Here is a 24877-nt window from a genome sequence, read left to right as displayed (position 1 = left end):
CCAATGCGGCTTGATCGTCTAGAATTCAATCGTGACAGACCAATGAGAGGGCGACAGTAGCATGGGGTTCTACGATACCGTATTCAGCGCCTTCGTCACCCTTCTTGTCACGATCGATCCGCCGGGCCTGGCGCCGCTGTTTCTGGCGTTGACGCCGGGCATGGATCGTCACCATCGCGGTCAGGTCGCGCTTCGCGCTTCCATCATCGGATTCATCGTCATGGCGCTCTTTGCCGTGGCAGGCGTGCAGATCCTCGGCATGTTCGGTATTTCCATCGGGGCTTTCCGCGTCGCCGGTGGTCTGCTGCTGTTCTGGATCGCGTTTGAAATGATTTTCGAGAAGCGAACCGAGCGCAAAGAAAAGAGTGCCGAAGTCGCGATCACCAAGGATCATATCCGCAATATTGCCGCCTTCCCGCTCGCAATACCGCTTATCGCCGGTCCCGGCGCGATCTCGGCCATCGTGCTGACGTCGAACTCATTCCATGGCTTCGGGCCGCGTATCGCCCTTCTGGGGGTGATATTCGTCTGCCTGCTCATCACTTATGTCGTGCTTCTGCTCGCAGAACGCGTCGACCGGTTCCTTGGCGAAACCGGTCGATCCATTCTTACCCGCTTGCTGGGTGTCATTCTGGCGGCACTCGCCGTTCAGTTCGTCGCCGATGGTATCAAGACGCTCATAGCCGGTTAAGAGCATTTCCAGCAAAAGTGCGAAGCGGTTTTGCGTCAGATAATGCGTATGAATGAATGTATAGAGCGGTTTCTAATAACCGCTCTATACCGATTTCTGTGCCTTCTTGCCGATCATGGCATGACGCAGCTTGGACGAGAACCAGTCGATAACCGCAACAGCAATCAGGATCATGATGATCAGGAACGAAACGTCCTGAAGGTTCAAAACCTTGATCTGTTCGGCCAGATGCGCGCCGATGCCGCCTGCCCCGACAATACCGATGATCGTTGCCGAGCGCGTGTTGGACTCGAAGAAGTACAGCACCTGACTGCCGATCAGCGGCAGAACCTGCGGCAACACGCCGAAGCGATAGCCGTGCAGGCGGTTGCCTCCCGACGACAGCACGCCTTCAACCGGCTTCTTGTCCGCGCCTTCAATGGCTTCCGAAAACAGCTTGCCGAAAGCGCCAAAGTCGGAACAGGCGATAGCCAGAATACCGGCGAAAGGTCCAAGCCCCACCACTGACACCCAGATCAGCGCCCAGATCAGCGTATCGACGCCACGGATGGTATCGAGAAAGCGACGTATGCCGAAATGCAGGAAGATGTTCGGGATGATGTTCTTCGCCGCCAGAAACCCGAACGGAAAGGCCAGTATGGCGGCCAAAAGCGTGCCCAGATAGGCAATGGCCAGCGTTTCCAGCATTGACCACAGATATAGGCTGAAACGGCCATTGGATGCCGGTGGCAGCATCATCAAGGCGAAATCGCCGAGACGACCGAAGCCGTTCAGGATACGCAGCAGCGAAAAATCCAGCCAGTAGAAGGCAAACCACAACGAGGCGATGATGAGCACGCCTGCAATCGTCAGATTGCGCCATGTGCGCGCATTGCCGAACAGTTCCGCATATTCCGCGCGCAATTCCTTTTCGTGGGCATGGGCTTCGCGGGAGAGGCTTTGCGCAATGTCTGTCATGATAAGCTCCCCTTTAACCGATGCGGCCCAGAAGCGCGTGACGCACACGCTGGGTGATGAGATCGATCACGACTATCGTGACGATAATCAGCAACAGGATGGCGCTGACATCGCTGTAATAAAATTGCCGGATGGAAGTGAGCAGTTCCTGACCGATACCGCCTGCACCGACAAAGCCCATGACGGAAGCGCCGCGCACATTGATTTCAAAGCGCAGCAACCCGTAGGAGGCGAAATTGGCGGCGACCTGTGGCAGTACGGCAAAGCGGATGACCTGAAGGCCGGAGCCGCCGGAAGCACGGATACCTTCCACCGGCCGCATGTCGATATTTTCGACCACTTCCGAAAAGAGTTTGCCGAGCGCGCCCGTCGTGTGAAGCATCAGAGCCAGCACACCGGCCATTGGTCCCAGACCGAAAGCGATAACGAATAGCAAGGCGAACACGATTTCAGGCACGGTCCGCAGCAGTTCTAGTCCACGACGAACGATGAAACGCACCGTCGAGTTCGGGGCCATATTGGAGGACGCTGCGAAGGAAGCCGCAAAAGCGATAACCGCGCCGATCAGCGTGGCGAGATAGGCGATCAACAACGTCTCGAAGAGCATCTTGAGCCAGCCGCCGATATTCCAGTACCACGCGGCCATGTCGCCCCAAAAATTGGCGATGGTCAGGTCTGGCAGAATGCGCCCGAGATAACTTGTAAAGCGAAAGAGATTTTCAACCAGTGTGCCCGGCCGAACGTCGGCAACAACAGAGGCAGCTATGGCGATAACAACAAGGCCGACGAGGAAACCGATGCCATAAAGGCGTCGTTTCCCGACTTCCCTGCGATACTCGGCGAGCAGACCCTTGGAGCCGCTGCCGTCGAGAGTGGATATCGTCATGCGAGATTCCCTAACAAAAATGCCCGAAGCTTTTGCGGCTTCGGGCATTTCGATTGTTCTTCGGATCAGGACTTGCGTGCCTTGTCGTTGAACTTCAGCATCTCGATGATCGGCTCATAATCCTTGGTTTCGGTCGCCACGAATTCCTGGTCCTTGCCATCGGAAAGGGCGTCAAATCCGGCTTTGTCCTTCTTTGGCATGTCGAGGAAAGCCTGCTTGATGTCAGCCTTCAGCTGGTCAGGCAGCGTGCTGAGCACGGCAAACGGACCTTCCGGCAGGAAGTCCGACTTGAAGATGATGCGGAAATCGTCCTTCGTCAGCGCCTTGCCGTCTGCGTCTTTGAGAACGCCGCGGCTGATCATGCGGGTCAGGTTGGAGTCGTTTTCCGAATTCCAGGAATTGGCGGCAGCGTCAGCGGTGCCCTGAGCGAGAGCCAGAACGGCGTTTTCGTGGCTGCCGGCAAAAAAGTTCTTACCGAAGAAGGTATCGACGCTATAGCCTTCGCGGTTGAGGAAGTAGCGCGGCGCATTGTTGCCAGAGGTGGAGTTCGGATCGACAAGCGCGATGCTCTTGCCCTTCAGGTCGTCCATTTTCTGGTATGGGCTGTTGGCGCGAACATAAACGACCGAATAATAGCCGTTGACGCCGGTGTCGTGACGCTGGTTGACGAGCGGCGTGGTTTCAACACCGGTCATGACGGCGCGTGCATAGGAAGCCGGGCCATAGAAAGCGATCTGGATATTGCCGGCGCGCTGGCCTTCGATGACGGCGGCATAGTCGTTGGCAACGCGCAGCGTGACCTTGGTGCCGAGTTCCTTGCCGAGATAGGCCGTCAGAGCGGCATAACGGTCGCTGGTGGTCGAAGCGTTTTCAGACGGGATGACGCCCAGAACCAGTTCCGGATATTCCTTGCTCCAGTCAGCAGCCTGAGCATGAAAGGTCATCGTGGCGGTGAGCGCAACGGCCGCCAGAAAAGTTCTACGGTTAAGCATAAGTCTCTCCTGTTAATCGTGAGTTTGGAGCGAGTTTTTTCCGCAGCTTTATTCGCTCAGGCGGAAATCTGGCGCAGTGCGGCTTCAGCCGACTGCGGAACCGGTACAGGCATTGCGTCAACCGTGTCGTCACTATCGACAACGTCGGCTGCTTCCATGCCGTAAAGATCGCGCGATGCCATATCAGTCAGCATCGACGGCGTGCCGCGGAACACGACCTTGCCAGCGGACATGCCGACGAGGCGGTCGCAATAGCTGCGCGCGATATCAAGTGAATGCAGATTGCAGAGAACGGTGATGCCGTATTCGCGATTGATACGACGCAACGCATCCATGACGCTGCGCGTATTGCGCGGATCGAGCGAAGCAATCGGTTCATCGGCAAGAATGATGCGCGGCTGCTGAACGAGTGCACGCGCAATCGCCACGCGCTGCTGCTGGCCGCCGGAAAGCTCATCGGCGCGGTGCGCGGCCAGATGGGCGATATCGAACTGCTGCAAGGCAGACAATGCGATCAGGCGCTCTTCATCGCTCCAGATGCGCAGAAGCGACTTTGGCGTCGAGACATAGTTAAGACGCCCCATAAGCACATTGGTCAGAACATCGAGACGGTCGACCAGATTGAAATGCTGAAAAATCATCGCGCATTGTGCGCGCCAGTCGCGAAGCCCGGAGCCTTTCAGGCCGGTAACATCGCGCCCCTCCCAATGAATGGTCCCTTCCGACGGTTCGACGAGGCGGTTGATCATACGCAACAGCGTCGATTTACCCGCGCCCGAACGTCCGATAATTCCCACAAACGTGCCGGGCTCGATCTCGAGGTCAACCCCCGAAACCGCCACCTTGTCATTATAGCGGCGCGTTACGTTTTTCAGTTGAAGCATGAATTCATCTCCATTCATGCTCACTCTGAATTGCTTCCATGACATTGCAATGAAAGCATCGTGACGTTTGTGTAAATTTACACGCTACTATAGGTTTATTAGTTAAGCCTTTGTTTTAGCGTACATTTCTGTCAGATGACGAATAAATGCCTCTGTGGATTCACCAACATCGCCGGAATTGTCTATTATGACAACATCGCCAGCCCCGTCATTGAAGTTCACTTCGCGCGAAAGGCGCAAGGCGATCTCGTCTTTGCTTTCGCGGCCACGGCTTGCCAGCCGTTCGGCGAGGACTTCCGCGCGTGCCGTAATGACCACCACCGAACGCGACGGATAAAGCCTGCGCATGTCGTCCAGAACGCGGCGCGAGACATTGGCAATCACCACAGTTCCGCCATCGATCAGCGTATCAAGCGACTTCGGAAGACCGTAGTTCAAACCATGGGCGCGCCAATGAAGCGCAAAGGCGCCCTCGCCCGCGACTTTCGCAAAAGCCGCTTCATCTAGACTGTCGTGGTCTTCGGTTCCCGGCATTTGAGGGCGCGTGACGATGCGGCGTACAAAATGAAAGCGCGCATCGCCTGCAAGGGCCATACGCGCGCCATCCATGATCGTGTCCTTGCCGGCCCCGCTGGGGCCGACGACAGCAACGAAACAGCCTTTCGGCCGGATATTTTCCATACGCATCAGAGCACCCGCTCGCCTTCCCGCCAGACAGTGCGCACCACCGGTATCGCACTTCTGGTGCGTGCTCGTACCAGATCGGCGCGCTTGCCGACAGCAATTTCGCCCCGGTCGTCCATGCGCATTGCATCGGCGGGGTTCTTGCTGACAAGGCGGATGGCTTCAGGAAGCCCAATCGGGCGCTCGCCGGAAGCAAGGCCGAAAGCCGACTGGATGAGGCTGAACGGAATATAGTCCGACGACAGAATATCGAGACTGCCATTATCCACCAGATCGCGGGCGGCGATATTGCCCGAATGCGAGCCGCCACGCACGATATTCGGCGCGCCCATCAGGATCGACAGGCCCGCGCCCTTGGAGGCCGAAGCCGCTTCCAGCGTGGTCGGGAACTCCGCAATACGAACGCCGTGATCAAGCGATTCCCCCACATGGGCGCTGGTGGCGTCGTCATGGCTTGCCAAAACTATACCGCGTGCCCCCGACATATCGGCAATCGCCCGTCGATGCTTGGCCGAATAGGCGTCGGAGTCTGCCATGCGCTGTTCGCAATGCAAACGAAACTCTTCGTCGTTGAGTTTCAGCTTGCGCATGTAATAGGTGCGATAGGTTTCGATCTCTGCGAACTGACGCTGCCCCGGCGCATGATCCATCAGCGAAGCAAGCTTCACCCGATCATCGTTTTCAAAAAGCGCAAAGCCTTCAAGGCAGTCGGCTGCGGAAACCTCGCAGCGCAGATGCAGGAAATGGTCGGCGCGCAGACGGTTTTCGCGCACGCCGCTTTCAATTGCATCGGCCAGCAGGCGCATATCCTTGCCAACGAAGTCGCGATCATAATCGGAACCGACCCGCATCGCATCAAAGACAGTGGTGATGCCCGATGCGGCAACCTGCGCGTCGTGGGCCTGAACGGCGGCATCCACGTTCCAACGCACCTTGGGACGCGGTGCATAATGCGATTCCAACTGGTCGGTATGGAGTTCAATCAGGCCGGGAATGACGTAATCACCATCCATATCCTCGCCGCCATTTACATTGCCCTGATCGATGGCGGCGATCTTGCCGTCGCGTATCAGGATGGAGCCGGAAACGACCTCGTCGGCGAGCACGATGCGCGCATTTTTGAGAACGATTTCATTCGCCATGAGAAAGCTCTTTCATGACCGCCTCGGTATTGGCGGCAGTTTCATATTTCGAGAGAAAAGTTTCGATATCGAGCGCGCGGAAATCATCGAGCGCGTCGTGCAGGCGTTCATGGCTCCAGTCCCACCAGCCCAGCCGGTCGAGACGATTGCCGGTCGCGGCGTCAAAGCGCTCGCGTATGAGACGCGCCGGGACACCGCCCACAATCGTGTAAGGCGCAACATCTTTGCTGACGACCGCACCGGCACCGATCACTGCGCCATTGCCCACGGTAACGCCCGGCAGGATGGTCGATCCGTGACCGAGCCATGTGTCATGGCCGATCTTAACTGCATTGCCGCGACGCCAGTCGAAAAACTCGGTTTCATTCTCCGCATCCGGCCAGTAATCGCCAGCGCGATAGGTGAAGTGATGCAAAGTTGGACGCCAGGTCGGATGATTGGTGGCATTGATGCGCACATGGCTTGCAATGTTGGAGAATTTACCGATCTCCGCGCACCAGATTTCGCAATCGATGCCGAGATAGGAGTAGTCATCCAGCACAGTTTCCGACAGACGGCTGCGCGCGCCGACTTCCGTGTAACGGCCAAGCTTGCTGCCGGTGACATCTGCCGTTTCGTGAACCAGAGGTTCAACCGATAGCTTGGTCATGCCGCCGCCCTCGGCGAAAAGGCGGTAACGTCGATGATGCGGTCGGCCACTTCCTCGCGTACATCCTCGTCGTGAAAAATGCCGAGCATTGCAACACCTTCTTCCTTTTTGGTCTTGATCAGATCCACCACGACCGCGCGGTTCTTCGCATCAAGCGAAGCTGTCGGTTCGTCCAGCAGCAACACCGGATGATCGGTGATGAAACCGCGAGCGATGTTGACGCGCTGCTGCTCGCCGCCGGAAAAGGTTGCAGGCGGCAGCGCCCAGAGGCGTTCCGGCAGGTTGAGCTTGGCCAGCAATTCCCGCGCGCGGTCCAGCGCCATGTCGTGGTCGGCACCACGAGCGATCAGAGGTTCGGCCACGACATCGATAGCCGCCACTCGGGGCAGTGCGCGCAAAAACTGGCTGACATAGCCAATCGTGTCACGACGAACGCCAAGCACTTCGCGGGGATCAGCCGTGGCCAGATCGACCGCGCGATCCGCATGACGGATCAGAATGGAGCCCCCATTCACCGCATAATTGCCGTAGACCATTTTCAGGATCGAGCTTTTGCCGGCACCCGATGGACCGCCCAGCACGGCGCATTCACCGGCATTGAGTTCAAAATTCACGCCCTGCACGACCGGCAGTTCAACGCCGCCCTGCAAATGCATGGTGAAGGTCTTGGTAACGCCGGATACCACCAGGGGCGGCGTGGATTGCGAAGCGGATGTTTGCAACAGAGACATTTCTCACCTCACGCATGAAGTTCCGTCAGTTTGGAAAAAACACGCGATAAATATCTGTTTTAATTGATCTATACCTGTAAGATCGATGATACGAGCAACTGCGTATAAGGCGCTTGCGGGTCGTCCAGCACGCGATCCGTCAAACCTTGTTCGACGATGTGACCGTCTTTCATGACCATGATCCGGTGCGACAGAAGCCGCGCTACTGCCAGATCATGCGTGACTATGACGACCGAAAGCCCCAGATCGTTGACGAGCCCGCGCAACAGATCGAGCAGGCGCGCCTGCACCGAAACGTCGAGACCACCGGTCGGCTCGTCCATGAACACCAGTCGCGGCGCGGTGACGAGATTGCGGGCAATCTGCAAACGCTGGCGCATACCGCCGGAAAAAGCGCGCGGCTGATCGTCAATGCGGTCGGCGGCGATTTCAACCCGTCCCAGCCATTGCGTGGCGGTGGAGCGGATATTGCCATAATGGCGCTCACCCACCGCCATCAGGCGCTCGCCGACATTGGCGCCAGCCGAAACCGTCATGCGCAGTCCGTCAGCCGGGTTTTGATGCACAAAACCCCAGTCAGTGCGCATCAGAAAACGGCGCTCGGCCTCGCCGATCTTGTAGAGATCGCGGAATGCGCCATCGCGCATCCGATATTCAACGGTGCCAGACGTCGGTTCCAGCCGGGTTGCAAGGCTGTTGAGCAGCGTCGTCTTGCCCGAGCCGGATTCTCCGACGATGGCCAGAACTTCGCCAGGCCAGAGATTGAAGGAGATATCCTCGCAGCCACGGCGGCTGCCGTAGAACTTCGACAGGTTGTTTACTCTCAGCAGAGGTTCGTCGTTCATTCTGCGGCCTCCTTATTGGCAGCCAGATGACCAAAATGGCCCTTTGCCTGACGGTCTTCGCAATAATCGGTATCCGAGCACACGAACATCGAGCCGCCGCGATCATCGAGCACAACTTCATCCAGATAGACGCCCTTCGCGCCACACAGCGCACAAGGTTCCTTGAACTTCTGCACTTCAAACGGATGATCCTCGAAATCGAGGCTTACGACCTGCGTGTATGGCGGAACTGCGTAGATGCGTTTTTCGCGGCCTGCGCCGAACAGCTGCAAGGCGGGCGACATATGCATTTTCGGATTGTCGAATTTCGGCGTCGGCGATGGTGCCATCACGTAGCGACCTTCGATCATCACGGGATAATCATAGGTCTTGGCGATCTGGCCGTGACGCGCAATGTCCTCGTAGAGCTTCACGTGCATGAGGCCATATTCGGCGAGCGCATGCATCTTGCGCGTTTCCGTCTCGCGGGGTTCCAGAAAGCGCAGCGGTTCCGGGATCGGCACCTGATAGACGATCACCTGCCCTTCGGTCAGCGGATATTCCGGAATGCGGTGGCGCGTCTGGATGATCGTCGCCTCGCCGGTGCTGGTGGTCACGGCCACATTGGCGGTCTTCTGGAAGAACGCGCGGATCGAAACGGCATTGGTCGTGTCGTCCGCACCCTGATCGATAACTTTCAGCACATCGTCCGGCCCAAGAATGGCAGCCGTCACCTGCACGCCACCCGTGCCCCAGCCATAGGGCATCGGCATTTCGCGGCTCGCAAAAGGTACCTGATAGCCGGGCACCGCTATGGCCTTCAATATGGCGCGGCGGATCATGCGCTTGGTCTGCTCGTCCAGATAGGCGAAATTGTAATTGGCCAGATCGCTCATTCTGCGGCCTCCTTCACTGGAGATTCTGCTTGATTTTGCGTCTTCTCATATTCAGCACGCATGCTGCGGATGAGTTCGAGCTCAGCCTGGAAATCGACGTAATGCGGCAGTTTCAGATGCTCGACGAAGCCGGTCGACTGCACATTGTCGGAGTGCGAAATGACGAATTCCTCATCCTGTGCGGGCGCGGTCACGTCGGTATCGAATTCACGAACCCGCAAGGCGCGGTCGCAGAGCGACATAGACATGGCCTTGCGTTCGCTCTGGCCAAACACCAGACCATAGCCACGCGTGAATTGCGGCGGCTGCTTTGCGGAGCCCTTGAACTGGTTCACCATTTGGCACTCGGTCAATTGCACCCGGCCAAGCGAGACGGCAAAGCCCAACTCCGGCACATCGAACTCGACCTCCACTTCGCCGATGCGAATTTCGCCGACAAAGGGGTGGGTGTTGCCGTAGCCGCGCTGGGTCGAATAACCGAGCGCGAGAAGAAAACCTTCATCGCCGCGCGCCAGCGCCTGCAAGCGCAGATCGCGTTCCATCGGGAATGTCCATGGCTCGCGTGTCAGATCGCCGGGCTCATGACCTTCCGGCAGGGAGCCATCATCCTCGATCATGCCGTTCGCGCCGAGAATATCGGTGACGCGGGGCGTCTCTTCCTTCTCGGTTTCGCGTGCTTCCGGCTCTGGCACAGCAACGTCTCCCGCCAGATCCGGATCGAGAAGACGGTGGGTGTAGTCGAAGGTCGGGCCGAGCAACTGGCCGCCCGGAAGATCCTTATAGGTCGCGGAAATGCGGCGCTCGATCAGCATCTGCCCGGTTTCCATTGGGCGGGAATAGCCAAAGCGCGGCAATGTGGTGCGATAAGCACGCACGAGGAAAATGGCCTCGATCAGATCGCCACGCGACTGACGCACGGCGAGCGCGGCCAGCTCACGATCATAGAGCGAACCTTCCGCCATCACGCGATCAACGGCCAGCGCAAGCTGCTCGACAATCTGATCCAGACGCAGTGCAGGCACTGCACGATCACCCCGGCGGCGATCATCGAGAAGTCGGTGGGCGTTACGAATGGCTGTTTCGCCACCCTTTACGGCAACATACATGTTCAGCCCTCCAGTCCGGTGATGCGCGTGGTGCGCGGAAATGCGATGACCGCGCCGTCGCAGACCAGAACCAGATCGACGCCAAGCGGATATTGCGCGCCGTTGTCTCGCCATTGCGTAACGAAGTCCTGCGGAAGTCCGTCGATGTGAATTTCCTGCTCACCGTTAATGCCCGGCCCCTTCAGAACAAGGCCCTGCCCGCTCTCAAACGACTTGACCGCCAGAACCACCGTTGTCGAACGGTCCGGAAACTCCGGCTGCCCTTGCGAGAATTCAGCCAAGGGCGGCAACAGCGAAGCATCGGTAACCAATGCGAATTGCGCAGAAGCGGAAGATTCAACCTGCGGCGCGCCGGTTTGAAATGTCAGCCAGGCTGTAGCGTCTGCATCGGCTGCAATGGCGCGGTCGCACCAGACGGTGGCATCATGGTCGAGCAAGGTGGCGGCTATGACGCCCAGTTCCGGCTTCAATGGCTGGGGCGGCGTGGCACCCCGGGTCAGAGCGTAGACGCGGCCCGGATTGGCCATCGCATGCATGACGGCATGAAATGCCGATTGGGCATCCGTGACCGGATTTGCCAAACCACCTTCGAAGGCCGGAGACGAATGGGGTGAAGAATGCAGCATCAATTGTCTCCCCGAACCATGGTGAAGAAATCAACTTTGGTGGCAGCAGCTTCGCTGCGCAGTTTTGTGTCGGCCTGTTCCAGCCGGTTGCGCAAGACGTCGAGGACCTGACGCTCCACCGCTTCACGGCGCGCTTCGTCGGTCCAGAGCGCATCAAACAAAGCGGCCAGTCGTGCCTTTTCCTGATCGCGACCGAGAGCATAGGAATGCCCGACGGAACCATCGGTCAGACGCACAGTCGCGCGCGTCACCGTCGCCTCGCCGACATTGAAAGGCGCACCGCCGCCGCCGATACGGCCGCGCAGCATTACCAGTCCTGTTTCCGGACCACGGAGAATTTCGAAATCAGGCTTGTCCGACCAATTCTGCCAGAAAGCTTTCAGCTCTTCGCCGCTTGCCTGCGCAAGCGTTGCCATGCTGGCCTGTCGTGCAGCCTGCACCGCGTCAAGCGCCTTGCTGTTGCCGGACTTGTCGTTACTGGCCGAGGCGTGCATCCCACCGGCGGCAGTGCCATTGCCTGCCTTGGGCTCTGTCGTTTGCATGAGCTTTTCCGCCCTGTTCAATTCCATTGACTTGCTTTGCACATTTGTCTATTTATCTAGACAACCATACAATAACAAAATTATTACTCCCTGCCAATGACAGGACGATGACAGTTGATGACAAAGACCAGACGAATTGAAAGAAATAGCGGCGTGGCGATTTGGCGGCAGATTGCCGATGAGATACGCGGCGACATCATGGCCGGGAAACTTCAGTCCGGCGCACGCATGCCTGCCGAAATGGAACTTGCGGATCGCTTCGGCGTCAACCGCCATACGGTGCGCAGCGCCATTGCCGCGTTGACGCAAGAAGGCGTACTTCGTGCCGAACAGGGTCGCGGCACATTCGTCGCCAATGCAAAGCGTTTGACCTACCAGATCGGGCCACGCACCCGCATTTCACAGTCACTGGGCACGCAGGCTAGCGAAGTCAAAGGCATATTGCTCAGCAGCGGCGCCGAAGTCGCGACCGCCGAAATAGCCGAAGCCCTGGGCATCGCCGCCGGAAGCGAAGTCACGCGGCTTGAGACGGCGCATAGTGCCGATGGACGCCCTGTATCACGCGCAACGCATTGGGTGGATGCGGCGCGCTTTCCCGATTTTGTTGCTGACTATGCTGAAAATGGGTCTATTACCTGGGCGCTCAGGAAAGCTGGTATCGAGGATTATTTCCGCAAATCGACAACCATATCTGCCCAGCACGCTGATTCAGATGACCTGAAACATCTGAAGCTCTCGCCCGGTGCTATCGTGCTGATGGCACGCGCCATCAATGTCGATACGAACGGTCAGCCTCTTCAATATTCTCTGACGCGGTTTTCTGCGGATCGCATGGAGTTTTCGATCGATACATATTGAGTCCATAAATTCAGTAATTTCGTTTTTAATCAGTTAGATAACATAAACTCATAAGGTTCTGATTTAATAAACCTTAAGACCAAAATAAAACGGGCGCCTAAAGCGCCCGTTAGATTCATCAAAATGGAATTTCGTCGTCGAGATCGCGGGAGAACCCACCGCCGCCGCCCGAAGAAGACGGGCCGGACGAACCGAAATCGCCACCACCGCCGGAATAATCCGACATCTGGTTACGTCCACCACCGCTGCCGCGATCAAAAGAACGGCCCTGATCGCCGCCTTCACCACGGCTATCGAGCATCTGAAGCTCACCACGGAACTTCTGTAGCACAACTTCCGTCGAATAACGGTCGTTGCCGTTCTGATCCTGCCACTTGCGGGTCTGGAGCGCGCCTTCGATATAAACCTTGGCACCCTTCTTCAGATATTGCTCTGCGACCTTGGCAAGGTTTTCGTTGAAAATAACAACGCTATGCCATTCGGTGCGGTCCTTGCGCTCGCCGGACTGGCGATCACGCCAGCTTTCCGAGGTCGCAATACGCAGATTGGCAACCACATCGCCTGAATTCAGACGACGAATTTCCGGATCGGCACCGAGATTGCCGACCAGAATGACCTTGTTGACGCTACCAGCCATCGAAAACCTACTCCGGGTCTCATGCGCGCCTCGCCGGATCTGAAATCCTCACGAGAGCGCTTCCTCAAGAAGGATCAGGCGCATGAATTGCGCCATCACCTGAAACTCAATTACCCACCTTACAGGACTGGCGCGCATCACGCTCAATTTCCCAGGCGGCGAATGGTCAATGTCCACAGAGTTTATGTTCTTGTTTTGTTCAAAATGCAAGTGCTTGTGGCATCAAATCGACAAAACATCCCTCATTTCTAACGAGGTCCAGTGACTAACGAGGAGAATGCCTGACCCGCCGCATAGCGACAGCCGAAGATACAACAAAGCGCGTCACAGTCAGACAATGAAAAGCCCCGCCGCTCACTGTTTCTTTGGCGCGCGGGGCTTGGGGTTTGAGCAATGCTCATATGTCGGCATTAATTCGTCGACAAAATCTTTCGGAACTCGAAGGCACGCGGCCAATCGTTTTCCGCGCATATATAGATTTTCGGCAATCGAACTTCTCACCAACGATGCATTATTCCATGCGAAAGAACGCATCCGCGACCAAGATCGATTGTGCTTTCATCTGTGTGAAAGCTAGGCAGTGTAGTCAGGTGGACTCATGCTCCTTTACCTCCCTACCGGATTTCCCGCCTCCTGCGAACCTCTTGCCGATATCGCGTCATCCCTCCGCAATACCTCTTCGCATCAGCGAGTAAGAGAAGTGTGCTCCTGTCAGGAGTGACAGTCAACGCTCTTGCGTTCACATTTCGTATCGCCTATCAGAAGCTTGGTTGTTCGATATTTGTTCCGGTGCTACAAGAGCGCAAATTAGGATAACCAAGCCCCTTCTTCTTTGGAGGGCTTCGCCCCATATTATGGGATTGGCGCGACGGTTCATCGCCGGGGCCAATCTATCCATGGCATCACGAAGCAGGCAGGACGCGGAATGAGCGATCAGAAATTCATTTCCATACGTGGCGCGCGCGAGCACAATCTTAAAAATGTCGATCTTGATTTGCCGCGCGACAAGCTGATCGTCATGACGGGCCTTTCCGGTTCGGGCAAGTCGTCGCTTGCCTTCGACACGATTTATGCGGAAGGCCAGCGTCGTTACGTGGAAAGCCTCTCGGCTTATGCGCGCCAGTTTCTGGAAATGATGCAGAAGCCGGATGTGGACCAGATCGATGGTCTGTCGCCCGCCATTTCCATCGAACAGAAGACGACGAGCCGTAATCCGCGCTCGACGGTCGGTACTGTCACCGAAATCTACGACTATATGCGCCTTCTTTTCGCGCGTGTGGGCGTGCCTTATTCGCCAGCGACCGGCCTTCCCATTGAAAGCCAGACCGTCAGCCAGATGGTTGATCGTGTCATTGCGCTCGAAGAAGGCACGCGTCTTTACATTCTGGCGCCGATCGTGCGCGGGCGTAAGGGCGAATATAAGAAGGAACTGGCAGAGCTTCAGAAGAAGGGCTTCCAGCGCGTCAAGGTGGACGGCACTTTCTACGAGATTGCGGATGTTCCGGCGCTCGATAAGAAATATAAGCACGATATCGATGTGGTGGTAGACCGCGTCGTCGTACGCCCTGACCTCACCTCGCGCCTTGCCGACAGTCTCGAAACTTGCCTCAAGCTCGCCGACGGTCTGGCCGTCGCGGAATTCGCCGACAAGCCGCTTCCGCCCGAAGAAACGACGGAAGGCGGCGCAGCCAACAAATCGGCCAACGAGACCCACGAGCGCATTCTGTTCTCGGAGAAATTCGCCTGTCCGGTTTCCGGTTTCACCATTCCGGAAATCGAGCCGCGCCTGTTCTCGTTCAACAATCCCTTTGGCGCCTGCCCGACCTGTGACGGACTCGGCACGCAGCAAGCCATTGACCCGAACCTGATTGTTCCCGATGAAAGCGCGGCGCTGAAAGATGGTGCGATTGCACCGTGGGCGCGGTCGTCGTCACCTTATTACAATCAGACGCTGGAAGCGCTGGGCAAGGCCTATGGCTTCAAGATCGGCACCCGTTGGTCTGATCTTTCCAAGGAAGCGCAACGCGCCATTCTTCATGGCGCGGACGGCAAGGAAATCACCTTTCAGTATGACGACGGCCTGCGGTCCTATCAGACCACAAAGCCCTTCGAAGGCGTGATTCCGAACCTGGAGCGCCGGTGGAAGGAAACTGATTCTGCATGGTCGCGTGAAGAGATCGAGCGCTTCATGTCTTCGACGCCCTGCCCGGCTTGCAATGGCTATCGTCTGAAGCCGGAAGCGTTGGCCGTGAAAATCGGCATGAAGCATATCGGCGAAATCACCGAAATGTCGATCCGCAAGGCAGATGCCTGGTTCCGCGACGTCGATGGCAGCTTTAATGAAAAGCAGCGGGAAATTGCAGCGCGCATCCTCAAGGAAATCCGTGAACGCCTGCAATTCCTCAATGATGTCGGCCTCGATTATCTGACACTGGCGCGCAATTCCGGCACGCTTTCCGGTGGTGAAAGCCAGCGTATCCGCCTCGCTTCCCAGATCGGCTCTGGCCTGACTGGCGTTCTCTACGTGCTGGACGAGCCGTCCATCGGCCTGCATCAGCGCGACAATTCCCGCCTGTTGGACACGCTTCGTCATCTGCGCGATCTTGGCAATACGGTCATCGTGGTGGAGCATGATGAAGATGCGATCCTGACCGCCGATTATGTGGTCGATATTGGTCCCGCGGCTGGCGTCCATGGCGGCAAGGTGATTGCACAGGGCACGCCGAAGGACGTCATGTCCAATACCAATTCGCTGACCGGCAAATATCTCTCGGGCGTTATGGAAGTCGCTGTTCCGGCGGAACGCCGCAAGATTTCCAAGACCAAGCGTATCCGCGTCGTCGGTGCACGCGGCAACAATCTGAAAAATGTCTCGGCAGATATTCCGCTCGGTACTTTCACCGCTGTAACCGGCGTTTCAGGTGGCGGCAAGTCCACCTTCCTGATCGAAACACTGTTCAAGGCCGCTTCGCGCCGCATCATGGGTTCCCGCGAGCATCCGGCGGAGCATGACCGCATCGAAGGGCTGGAGTTCCTCGACAAGGTGATCGATATCGACCAGTCGCCGATTGGACGCACGCCGCGTTCCAACCCCGCGACCTATACCGGCGCCTTCACGCCGATCCGCGACTGGTTCGCGGGCCTGCCGGAAGCCAAGGCGCGCGGTTATCAGCCGGGTCGCTTCTCCTTCAACGTAAAGGGCGGACGCTGCGAGGCCTGTCAGGGCGACGGCGTTATCAAGATTGAAATGCACTTCCTGCCGGATGTGTATGTGACTTGTGACGTCTGCCACGGCAAGCGTTACAATCGCGAAACGCTGGAAGTGCTGTTCAAGGGCAAGTCCATCGCCGATGTGCTGGATATGACTGTCGAGGAAGGCGCGGAGTTCTTCTCCGCCGTTCCTGCTGTGCGCGACAAGCTGGAAACGCTGGTCAAGGTTGGCCTCGGCTATATCAAGGTCGGGCAGCAGGCAACAACGCTTTCCGGCGGCGAAGCGCAACGTGTCAAGCTTGCCAAGGAATTATCGCGCCGTGCAACCGGACGCACGCTTTATATTCTCGATGAGCCCACCACCGGCCTGCATTTCCACGACGTAGCAAAGCTGCTCGAAGTACTGCATGAATTGGTCGAACAGGGCAATACGGTCGTGGTGATCGAGCACAATCTCGAAGTCATCAAGACTGCCGACTGGGTGATCGACCTCGGCCCTGAAGGCGGTGACGGCGGCGGCGAGATCGTTGCTGTGGGCCGTCCAGAAGACATCGTGAAGGAAAAGCGCTCCTATACCGGCCATTTCCTCAAGGAACTGCTGGAACGACGCCCCAAGCGAAACTCGGAAGCTGCGGAGTAAGCGTACCTCGACGGTTGAAAATGCAAAAGCCGGGTCTAGCGCCCGGCTTTTTTCGCGATGAGCGGAAAATCAGCGGCGGCGTAGTATCTAAACGAAAAAAGCCCGGACAAGCCGGGCCTTCTCGACAGCCGCTCACGTTTAAACCGCAGCGACCGAAATCTTGCCTTCACACATAATGCTTCGAAAAGCCTGTCGGCTTTCCGAGATCATGCATTAGCCGTTGACGGCATCCTTCAGGCCCTTGCCGGCCGAGAACTTCGGCACGTTGCGAGCCGGAATAGCAACTTCCTTGCCGGTCGACGGATTGCGGCCGGTCGAAGCTGCACGGTGCGAAACGGAGAAAACGCCGAAGCCTGGCAGGCGGACTTCTTCACCAGCCTTCAGTGCGCCGGTGACAGCAGCGAGCACAGCGTCAACAGCCGTACCGGCATCAGCCTTCGTCAAACCGCCCTTTTCCGCGACTGCGGCAACCAATTCGTTCTTGTTCATTGGCATTTCCTTTCTTTACCTACCGGAACGGATAACGTGACCGGATTGGGCGGAGTTTATTCGAAACGCTCGCCAAACCAAGCCTGTCAATGGCAAAAAAGCCCGGTTTTCTGGGGTTAAACACAGAAATGCCGGGCTTTTGGCCCGGCATTTCGTTTGTTGGTCGTCTTACCGACTGTCAATGTGCTGTTGTGGCGCCTGCTTCATCGTCAACCGAAGGCACCTTTGCAGGTGTTTCAGGCTCGGTCCACTCAATCGGTTCGGGCTGACGCACGAGCGCGTGCTTCAGAACTTCACCGACGCGAGACACCGGAACGATCTCAAGATTGTTCTTCACATTGTCCGGAATATCCGCCAGATCCTTGGCGTTTTCTTCCGGGATCAGAACCTTCTTGATGCCGCCGCGCAGAGCCGCAAGGAGCTTTTCCTTCAGGCCACCGATCGGCAGAACCCGACCGCGCAGCGTCACTTCGCCGGTCATCGCGATGTCCTTGCGAACCGGTATGCCGGTCAGCACGGAAACGATGGTCGTGACCATGGCGATACCTGCGGACGGACCGTCTTTCGGCGTCGCACCTTCCGGCACGTGGACGTGAATGTCGCGCTTGTCGAACAATGGAGGCTCGATGCCGAAATCAACTGCTCGGCTGCGGACATAGGATGCAGCAGCGGAAATCGATTCCTTCATCACGTCACGCAGGTTACCCGTGACGGTCATGCGACCCTTGCCGGGCATCATGACGCCTTCGATGGTCAGCAACTCGCCGCCAACTTCCGTCCAGGCCAAGCCGGTAACGACACCGACCTGATCTTCGCCGTCGATCTGACCGAAGCGGAAACGCTCCACACCCAGATAGTCGGAGAGGTTCTTGTCGGTGATCTTCACCGACTTCTTCTTCGACTTCAGGATTTCGGTGACGGCCTTACGGGCGAGTGTCATCATCTCGCGCTCAAGGCTACGTACACCGGCTTCCCGTGTGTAAAGACGGATCACATTGCGCAATGCATCGTCCGTGAGCGAGAACTCCTTCGGCTGCAAAGCATGGTCCTTGATGGCCTTGGGCAGCAGGTGCCGCTTGGCGATTTCCAGCTTTTCATCCTCGGTGTAACCGGCGATACGGATGATCTCCATACGATCCAGCAACGGACCGGGGATGTTCAGCGTATTGGCGGTCGTCACGAACATGACGTTGGACAGGTCATACTCAACCTCAAGGTAATGGTCCATGAAGGTTGCGTTCTGTTCCGGGTCCAGCACCTCGAGCATTGCAGACGACGGATCACCACGGAAATCCTGGCCCATCTTGTCGATTTCATCGAGCAGGAAGAGCGGGTTGGACTTCTTCGCCTTTTTCATCGACTGGATGACCTTGCCAGGCATCGAGCCGATATAGGTGCGGCGGTGACCACGGATTTCAGCTTCGTCCCGCACGCCGCCAAGCGACATACGGACATATTCGCGGCCCGTCGCCTTGGCGATCGAGCGTGCAAGCGAGGTCTTGCCGACGCCGGGAGGTCCGACGAGGCAGATGATCGGGCCCTTGATCTTGGTCGAACGAGCCTGCACCGCCAGATACTCGACGATGCGTTCCTTGACCTTGTCGAGACCGAAGTGATCATTGTTGAGCACTTCTTCCGCAAAGTTCAGGTCCTGCTTGACCTTCGACTTCTTGCCCCACGGAATGGAGAGCAGCCAGTCGAGATAGTTGCGCACAACCGTCGCTTCCGCAGACATCGGGCTCATGGTGCGCAGCTTCTTCAGCTCTGCCTGGGCCTTTTCGCGTGCTTCCTTCGAAAGCTTGGTCTTGTTGATGCGTTCTTCCAGTTCAGCCGCTTCATCGCGACCGTCCTCGCCATCACCAAGCTCCTTCTGGATCGCCTTCATCTGCTCATTGAGATAATATTCGCGCTGCGTCTTCTCCATCTGGCGCTTGACGCGCGAGCGGATGCGCTTCTCAACCTGCAGAACCGAGATTTCGGCTTCCATGAAGGCAAGAGCCTTCTCCAGACGCTCACGCACCGAGAGAATGGACAGCATTTCCTGCTTTTCAGGAATCTTGATCGCGAGATGCGAAGCAACCGTATCGGCAAGCTTGGAATAGTCGTCGATCTGGCTGGCGGCACCAACCACTTCCGGCGAAATCTTCTTGTTCAGCTTGACGTAGTTTTCGAAGTCGGAAACCACCGAACGGGCCAGCGCCTCAATCTCTACGGCATCTTCTTCAGGCTCCGGCAGAGCCGCAGCGTAAGCTTCGTGATAGTCTTCGCGATCCGTAAACTTGGAAATCTTGGCGCGCGCCGTACCCTCAACCAGCACCTTCACAGTGCCGTCCGGCAGCTTCAAAAGCTGAAGCACATTGGCAATGGTGCCAATTTCATAAATTGCATCCGGCGCCGGATCGTCGTCGGCAGCATTTTTCTGGGTCGCAAGCAATATCTGCTTGTCGACACCCATCACTTCTTCCAGAGCGCGAATAGACTTTTCGCGTCCGACAAAAAGCGGAACGATCATGTGCGGGAAGACCACAATATCGCGCAACGGAAGAACGGCATAAAGCCCGTCTGCACCGCCCGCTTCTGCTCCACCCATCGGGGTCTTGTCTTCAATACCCGTCATAATTCAAGTCCTTTCTCAGGCCTTTCGACCCGACTGCCACGCCGACGCCCCCTTTCATCATGAGGCAGGTCGCACAGCGTGCTTCGGTTCATACTTGGAGAGCCAAGCCCGGCAATTCAATAGCCAGTTTCGGGCGGCTTTCATAGAATCGTTAACTATCCTGCGCCGTCCTGGCAATTTGCACAATATGCCGCTTTGGATATGCTCCGATACAAGCGCTTCGAACCCATAACACTAAAGCGAATTGCCAAACTGGCAACAAAAAAGGCCGCTTTCGCGGCCTTTTGAGGAGAAAATCTATCTCTTAGGCCGAAACATTGCCCTTCTCGTCCTGACGCTCCGCATAGATGTAGAGCGGACGGGCACTGCCATCCACGACATCACCGGAGATCACGACTTCGCGAACACCTTCCAGTGTCGGCAGTTCGAACATCGTGTCGAGCAGGATCTTTTCCATGATCGAGCGCAGACCGCGCGCACCCGTCTTGCGTTCAACTGCCTTGTTGGCAATGGCGCGTAGAGCGTCGTCATGGAACACCAGCTCGACATTTTCCATGTCGAACAGGCGCTGATACTGCTTCACAAGCGCATTTTTCGGCTCAGTCAGGATCTGGACCAGTGCATCGACGTCGAGGTCTTCGAGCGTTGCAATAACCGGCAGACGACCGACGAACTCCGGAATGAGACCGAATTTCAGCAGATCTTCCGGTTCCAGTTCGCGGAACACCGCACCGATACGACGTTCGTCAACCGAACGAACAGTCGCCCCGAAGCCGATGGACGTCTTTTCGCCACGAGCGGAGATGATCTTGTCGAGACCGGCAAAAGCACCGCCGCAGATGAACAGGATGTTCGTCGTATCCACCTGCAGGAATTCCTGCTGCGGATGCTTGCGACCGCCCTGCGGAGGAACCGAAGCAACGGTGCCTTCCATGATCTTCAGAAGTGCCTGCTGCACGCCCTCGCCCGATACATCGCGCGTGATGGACGGGTTGTCGGACTTGCGGCTGATCTTGTCCACTTCGTCGATATAGACGATGCCGCGCTGTGCGCGTTCGACGTTGTAATCAGCAGCCTGAAGCAGTTTCAGGATGATGTTTTCAACATCTTCACCGACATAACCGGCTTCGGTCAGCGTCGTCGCATCAGCCATGGTGAATGGCACGTCGATGATCCGAGCGAGCGTCTGGGCAAGATAGGTCTTGCCGCAGCCGGTCGGACCGACGAGAAGAATATTCGACTTCGCCAGTTCGATATCGTTGCTCTTCGACTGATGTGCGAGACGCTTGTAGTGATTGTGCACCGCGACCGACAGAACGCGCTTGGCATCCTTCTGGCCGATGACATAGTCGTCAAGAACGGCCATGATTTCCTGCGGCGTCGGCACGCCCTCGCGGGACTTCACCATCGAGGATTTGTTTTCCTCGCGGATGATATCCATGCAGAGTTCGACGCATTCGTCGCAGATGAAAACGGTCGGGCCTGCAATCAGCTTGCGCACTTCATGCTGGCTTTTGCCGCAGAACGAGCAATAAAGCGTATTCTTGGAATCGCCGCCGCTGTTGCTGACTTTGCTCATTGCAGTTTCCTTTCAATAAACCGAAACGAACCTTGGGCTGTTCATTCCGATCGTTTCTTCCGGTTCGGACCCAGTACGGAAGGAAACACTCACCTTCTACCGGTCACATTGACAGTTGATACGCACTGCCCCTGTAGTCTCTAGGATTCCAGTCACCGTGGACTCCCCGACCGAAGGAGTCTTTTGGTGACTTTTGCAGAACCTGAACCGTCGAACAAACAAAAAATAAGTTCCCGGCAAAGATTCGGCCTGATCTGACCAACTTTAGCGCCTTGATGCCCAACAGATGCTTAACGCGGCGCGTTAACCTTCACGTTGGTCCAAGAATTGAGCCCCTTTTGTGGCAAAAGGAGCCAATAATTGGAAGGGAGCCAGATTCAGGCTCACTTCGATTCGTCGGCGCTCACGTCGCGGGCTTCCACGACCTTGTCGATGAGACCGAATTCGAGCGCTTCCTGAGCGGTCATGAAATGATCGCGGTCAAGGGTGCGTTCGATGGTTTCGTAGTCGCGGCCCGTGTGCTTCACATAGACTTCATTGAGACGGCGCTTCATCTTGATGATGTCCTGCGCGTGGCGTTCAATGTCGGACGCCTGTCCCTGGAAGCCGCCCGAAGGCTGGTGGACCATGATGCGGGCATTCGGCAGCGCATAACGCTGGCCGGTTGCGCCTGCAGTCAGAAGCAGCGAACCCATCGACGCGGCCTGGCCCATGCAGAGCGTGGATACCGGCGGACGGATGAACTGCATCGTGTCATAGATCGCCATGCCGGACGTCACCACGCCACCGGGCGAGTTGATGTACATGTTGATCTCTTTCTTCGGATTCTCGGCTTCAAGGAAGAGAAGCTGTGCGCAGACCAGCATCGACATGCCGTCTTCAACCGGTCCGTTGACGAAGATGATGCGTTCTTTCAGAAGGCGCGAGAAAATATCATAGGCCCGCTCGCCGCGGTTGGTCTGCTCGACCACCATCGGCACGAGGTTCATGACGGTTTCAATCGGATCTCTCATTATGGGCCTCTGCATATATTGGATGCGTATTGAGTGGATTTGAATCGTCGGACTTCCATACATAGGGCGTTGCGCCCCTGTTCCGCAAGTGGTGCTCGGTTCCTCACGGAATCATGACTAACACTATAGTTGCATTCTTCGTGAGGTCGGTCTGCAACGAGCAATTTCCTGTGCTCCGGTGCTCACGCACCCAAAAGTACGCTCCGCTCCGGTGCTCGAAAATCACTCGTTTCGCCACGACCTGACGAATTTGCAACTGTAGTGCTAATCCCAGTCGTTTTCCGGCTTCTCCGGCTTGATGCCGCGCTTTTCGTCCAGCGTCTTGCGCGCCACTTCGGTCAGACGCGCCTGCACCCGAACCGAACCGTCTTCGAGATCTTCGCGCTGCACATCACTGCCGTGCTGGTAAATCCAGTTCAATATGTGCAACTCGAAAGGCGACAGAACGACATCCACCGTGCCAAGCACGCCCGCTATCCGCGTTTCGATCAGGTTTAGCAAGCGATCAACGCCCTCGCCTGTGATGGCTGACAGGGGGATAGGGCGGCCTTCATCACCGCCGGCTGCGGCCAGACGCAGCGCCGCTTCACGCCCGCTTTCGTCCAGATTGTCAATCTTGTTCCAGATTTCGACGACGCGCTTGCGGTCCTGCGGCTCAATCCCGAGACCAGCCAGAATATTCTCGACATCTTCAGCCTGCGCGGCATTGTCCGGATCAGAAATATCGCGCACATGCAAAATGAGATCGGCTTCCACCACTTCTTCCAGCGTCGCGCGGAAGGCAGCCACGAGATGGTGCGGCAGGTTGGAAATGAATCCAACTGTATCAGACAGGATCACCGTCTCGCCATGCGGCAGGCGAATGCGCCGCAAAGTCGGATCGAGCGTGGCGAAGAGCATGTCTTCGGCCAGCACCTCGGCACCGGTCATACGGTTGAACAGCGTGGATTTTCCGGCATTGGTATAGCCGACAAGGGCGACAATCGGATGCGGAACCTTGCGCCGCTTCTGGCGGTGCAGTGTGCGGGTGCGCACCACCGTTTCCAGTTCGCGCTTGATCTTCAGAATCTTGTCCTGCAGCAAGCGACGGTCGGCTTCGATCTGCGTTTCACCCGGACCGCCGAGGAAGCCGCCACCGCCGCGCTGACGCTCCAGGTGGGTCCAGCTGCGAACCAGTCGGCCCTTCTGGTAATTCAGATGCGCCAGCTCAACCTGCAGCGCGCCTTCCTTGGTGCGCGCACGTTCACCGAAAATCTCGAGAATCAGACCCGTGCGGTCGATGACCTTGACGTTCCATTCCTTTTCGAGATTGCGCTGCTGTACCGGTGTCAAAGCATGATCGACAATGACCAGCCCGATATCGTTTTCCTTGACCGTATCGGCAATGGCTTCGACCTTACCTGCACCAAGCAAGGTTGCGGGCCGTGGATTGGTGACAATCGCCACTTCTGCGTGAATGATTTCCAGATCGATGGCGCGCGCCAAACCGACCGCTTCCTCCAGACGTGCTTCGTTCGAGCGCTGGAACTGCGTGCGTGCGCCTTCTTCGCCCGAGCCGTTCGCACTATAGCGCTCCGGCAAAATGGGAACGACGACGGCAGCTCTGGTCGGTTCTTGTTCGGAAAGGCCGTAGCCTTTGTTCGCATCGTCTTTATGCGCGTCGAAGGATGACGCGTTTTTATCCTTGAATTTGGACAAATAAATTTTCTCCGGGGAGTGCAGAGACATTGCGCTCTATCATCAAGCACAAATAGGTCGCCGCAATGCGTGTTTCAAATGGAAGACGCCCCGGGCGTTAAAGCAAATATATCCGAGTCCCATGGCTGAGACCCGGAAATAATCGCCTAACAAAACATCCACGCGACGCGACATCGATGGACGAAGCCGCTACACCCGAATGGAATTCGGAAAGCGTCAGGCTTCCTCGCCTTCGAACATCTGAACCGGCTGGCTCGGCATGATCGTCGAAATTGCGTGCTTATAAACGAGCTGCGAATGACCATCGCGGCGCAGAAGCACACAGAAATTGTCGAACGACGTCACAATACCGGTCAGTTTTACGCCATTGATCAGAAAAATCGTCAGCGAGATCTTCTGTTTGCGTACGGAGTTCAGAAAAAGGTCTTGAAGATTTTGCGATCGTTCAGCCATTGTTTTTATTCCTTTAATCGATCAGCAGCCTGTTCGCGATACGTCAAAGCGGTGAACCCGCTTATCTCTTTGT

At 56.9% G+C, this 24877-nt stretch carries 23 protein-coding genes and 1 pseudogene; 4 read left to right on the top strand and 20 right to left on the bottom strand.

Annotation, left to right across the window (positions count from 1 at the left end):
* The first annotated feature begins 61 nt into the window (after nt 1-61).
* On the top strand, nt 62-691 hold the full coding sequence (locus D8666_RS02300; protein WP_121536175.1) for a MarC family protein: 630 nt from the start codon (nt 62-64) through the stop codon (nt 689-691).
* 84 nt (nt 692-775) lie between these two features.
* On the opposite strand, the gene phnE (D8666_RS02295) is transcribed toward D8666_RS02300, so the two are convergent.
* The 13 genes from phnE (D8666_RS02295) to phnG form a co-directional block, all read right to left on the bottom strand.
* Nucleotides 776-1648 carry a phosphonate ABC transporter, permease protein PhnE gene (phnE, locus tag D8666_RS02295; RefSeq protein WP_121536174.1) on the bottom strand — a complete coding sequence of 291 codons (873 nt, stop codon included), beginning with the start codon at nt 1646-1648 and terminating at the stop codon, nt 776-778.
* Between the two features lie 13 nt (nt 1649-1661).
* Nucleotides 1662-2534: a phosphonate ABC transporter, permease protein PhnE gene (phnE, locus tag D8666_RS02290; protein WP_121536173.1), complete on the bottom strand. Its 873-nt coding sequence runs from the start codon at nt 2532-2534 to the stop codon at nt 1662-1664.
* A 65-nt stretch (nt 2535-2599) separates the two neighbouring features.
* Nucleotides 2600-3526 (bottom strand): phosphonate ABC transporter substrate-binding protein, encoded by a 927-nt coding sequence (gene phnD, locus D8666_RS02285; protein WP_109368970.1) that lies wholly within the window; start codon nt 3524-3526, stop codon nt 2600-2602.
* 56 nt (nt 3527-3582) lie between these two features.
* A complete protein-coding gene (gene phnC, locus D8666_RS02280) occupies nt 3583-4410 on the bottom strand; it encodes a phosphonate ABC transporter ATP-binding protein (RefSeq protein WP_109370227.1) in 828 nt (275 codons plus the stop codon).
* 102 nt (nt 4411-4512) lie between these two features.
* Entirely contained in the window at nt 4513-5091 is a 579-nt protein-coding gene (phnN, locus tag D8666_RS02275; RefSeq protein WP_121536308.1) for a phosphonate metabolism protein/1,5-bisphosphokinase (PRPP-forming) PhnN, read from the bottom strand.
* Between the two features lie 5 nt (nt 5092-5096).
* A complete protein-coding gene (locus D8666_RS02270; RefSeq protein WP_121536172.1) occupies nt 5097-6236 on the bottom strand; it encodes an alpha-D-ribose 1-methylphosphonate 5-triphosphate diphosphatase in 1140 nt (379 codons plus the stop codon).
* Nucleotides 6226-6885, bottom strand: a complete 660-nt coding sequence (locus D8666_RS02265; protein WP_121536171.1) for a DapH/DapD/GlmU-related protein — start codon at nt 6883-6885, stop codon at nt 6226-6228. Before D8666_RS02265 ends, D8666_RS02270 begins: the two co-directional genes overlap by 11 nt.
* Nucleotides 6882-7616 carry a phosphonate C-P lyase system protein PhnL gene (gene phnL / locus D8666_RS02260; RefSeq protein ID WP_121536169.1) on the bottom strand — a complete coding sequence of 245 codons (735 nt, stop codon included), beginning with the start codon at nt 7614-7616 and terminating at the stop codon, nt 6882-6884. The genes D8666_RS02265 and phnL overlap by 4 nt, the downstream gene beginning before the upstream one ends.
* 68 nt (nt 7617-7684) lie before the next feature.
* Nucleotides 7685-8461 (bottom strand): phosphonate C-P lyase system protein PhnK, encoded by a 777-nt coding sequence (phnK, locus tag D8666_RS02255; protein WP_121536167.1) that lies wholly within the window; start codon nt 8459-8461, stop codon nt 7685-7687.
* Nucleotides 8458-9336 carry an alpha-D-ribose 1-methylphosphonate 5-phosphate C-P-lyase PhnJ gene (locus tag D8666_RS02250; RefSeq protein ID WP_121536165.1) on the bottom strand — a complete coding sequence of 293 codons (879 nt, stop codon included), beginning with the start codon at nt 9334-9336 and terminating at the stop codon, nt 8458-8460. The genes phnK and D8666_RS02250 overlap by 4 nt, the downstream gene beginning before the upstream one ends.
* Nucleotides 9333-10442: a carbon-phosphorus lyase complex subunit gene (locus D8666_RS02245; protein WP_121536163.1), complete on the bottom strand. Its 1110-nt coding sequence runs from the start codon at nt 10440-10442 to the stop codon at nt 9333-9335. Before D8666_RS02245 ends, D8666_RS02250 begins: the two co-directional genes overlap by 4 nt.
* A 2-nt stretch (nt 10443-10444) precedes the next feature.
* Nucleotides 10445-11068 (bottom strand): phosphonate C-P lyase system protein PhnH, encoded by a 624-nt coding sequence (gene phnH, locus D8666_RS02240; protein WP_121536161.1) that lies wholly within the window; start codon nt 11066-11068, stop codon nt 10445-10447.
* Nucleotides 11068-11562 (bottom strand): phosphonate C-P lyase system protein PhnG, encoded by a 495-nt coding sequence (gene phnG / locus D8666_RS02235; protein WP_109370225.1) that lies wholly within the window; start codon nt 11560-11562, stop codon nt 11068-11070. The genes phnH and phnG overlap by 1 nt, the downstream gene beginning before the upstream one ends.
* 162 nt (nt 11563-11724) lie before the next feature.
* Between phnG and phnF the strand changes: the two genes are divergently transcribed.
* Nucleotides 11725-12468, top strand: a complete 744-nt coding sequence (gene phnF, locus D8666_RS02230) for a phosphonate metabolism transcriptional regulator PhnF (protein ID WP_171317852.1) — start codon at nt 11725-11727, stop codon at nt 12466-12468.
* 118 nt (nt 12469-12586) lie between these two features.
* Here the strand turns inward: phnF and ssb are convergent, their stop codons facing one another.
* Nucleotides 12587-13105, bottom strand: a complete 519-nt coding sequence (gene ssb / locus D8666_RS02225; protein WP_121536157.1) for a single-stranded DNA-binding protein — start codon at nt 13103-13105, stop codon at nt 12587-12589.
* A gap of 590 nt (nt 13106-13695) precedes the next feature.
* Here ssb and D8666_RS02220 point away from each other — a divergent pair.
* Both D8666_RS02220 and uvrA read left to right on the top strand, forming a co-directional pair.
* A pseudogene (locus D8666_RS02220) lies at nt 13696-13921 on the top strand (hypothetical protein).
* A gap of 109 nt (nt 13922-14030) precedes the next feature.
* Nucleotides 14031-16955 carry an excinuclease ABC subunit UvrA gene (gene uvrA, locus D8666_RS02215; RefSeq protein ID WP_121536155.1) on the top strand — a complete coding sequence of 975 codons (2925 nt, stop codon included), beginning with the start codon at nt 14031-14033 and terminating at the stop codon, nt 16953-16955.
* A gap of 213 nt (nt 16956-17168) precedes the next feature.
* Here uvrA and D8666_RS02210 read toward each other — a convergent pair whose 3' ends face one another.
* From D8666_RS02210 to hfq, 6 genes are all read right to left on the bottom strand, one after another.
* Nucleotides 17169-17444, bottom strand: coding sequence for an HU family DNA-binding protein (locus D8666_RS02210; protein ID WP_006470422.1), 276 nt, complete (start codon nt 17442-17444; stop codon nt 17169-17171).
* A 178-nt stretch (nt 17445-17622) separates the two neighbouring features.
* Nucleotides 17623-20061 (bottom strand): endopeptidase La, encoded by a 2439-nt coding sequence (gene lon, locus D8666_RS02205; protein ID WP_121536153.1) that lies wholly within the window; start codon nt 20059-20061, stop codon nt 17623-17625.
* Between the two features lie 304 nt (nt 20062-20365).
* Nucleotides 20366-21640, bottom strand: a complete 1275-nt coding sequence (gene clpX, locus D8666_RS02200; RefSeq protein WP_078338598.1) for an ATP-dependent Clp protease ATP-binding subunit ClpX — start codon at nt 21638-21640, stop codon at nt 20366-20368.
* A gap of 383 nt (nt 21641-22023) precedes the next feature.
* A complete protein-coding gene (gene clpP / locus D8666_RS02195) occupies nt 22024-22653 on the bottom strand; it encodes an ATP-dependent Clp endopeptidase proteolytic subunit ClpP (RefSeq protein ID WP_078338597.1) in 630 nt (209 codons plus the stop codon).
* A 264-nt stretch (nt 22654-22917) separates the two neighbouring features.
* Nucleotides 22918-24351 carry a GTPase HflX gene (gene hflX / locus D8666_RS02190; protein ID WP_109368957.1) on the bottom strand — a complete coding sequence of 478 codons (1434 nt, stop codon included), beginning with the start codon at nt 24349-24351 and terminating at the stop codon, nt 22918-22920.
* A 216-nt stretch (nt 24352-24567) separates the two neighbouring features.
* A complete protein-coding gene (gene hfq / locus D8666_RS02185) occupies nt 24568-24804 on the bottom strand; it encodes an RNA chaperone Hfq (RefSeq protein ID WP_002964239.1) in 237 nt (78 codons plus the stop codon).
* Nucleotides 24805-24877 lie beyond the last annotated feature (73 nt).

The sequence above is a fragment of the Ochrobactrum soli genome, assembly GCF_003664555.1.
Lineage (GTDB): Bacteria > Pseudomonadota > Alphaproteobacteria > Rhizobiales > Rhizobiaceae > Brucella > Brucella teleogrylli.
This window is presented reverse-complemented; position numbering and strand designations above follow the sequence as displayed.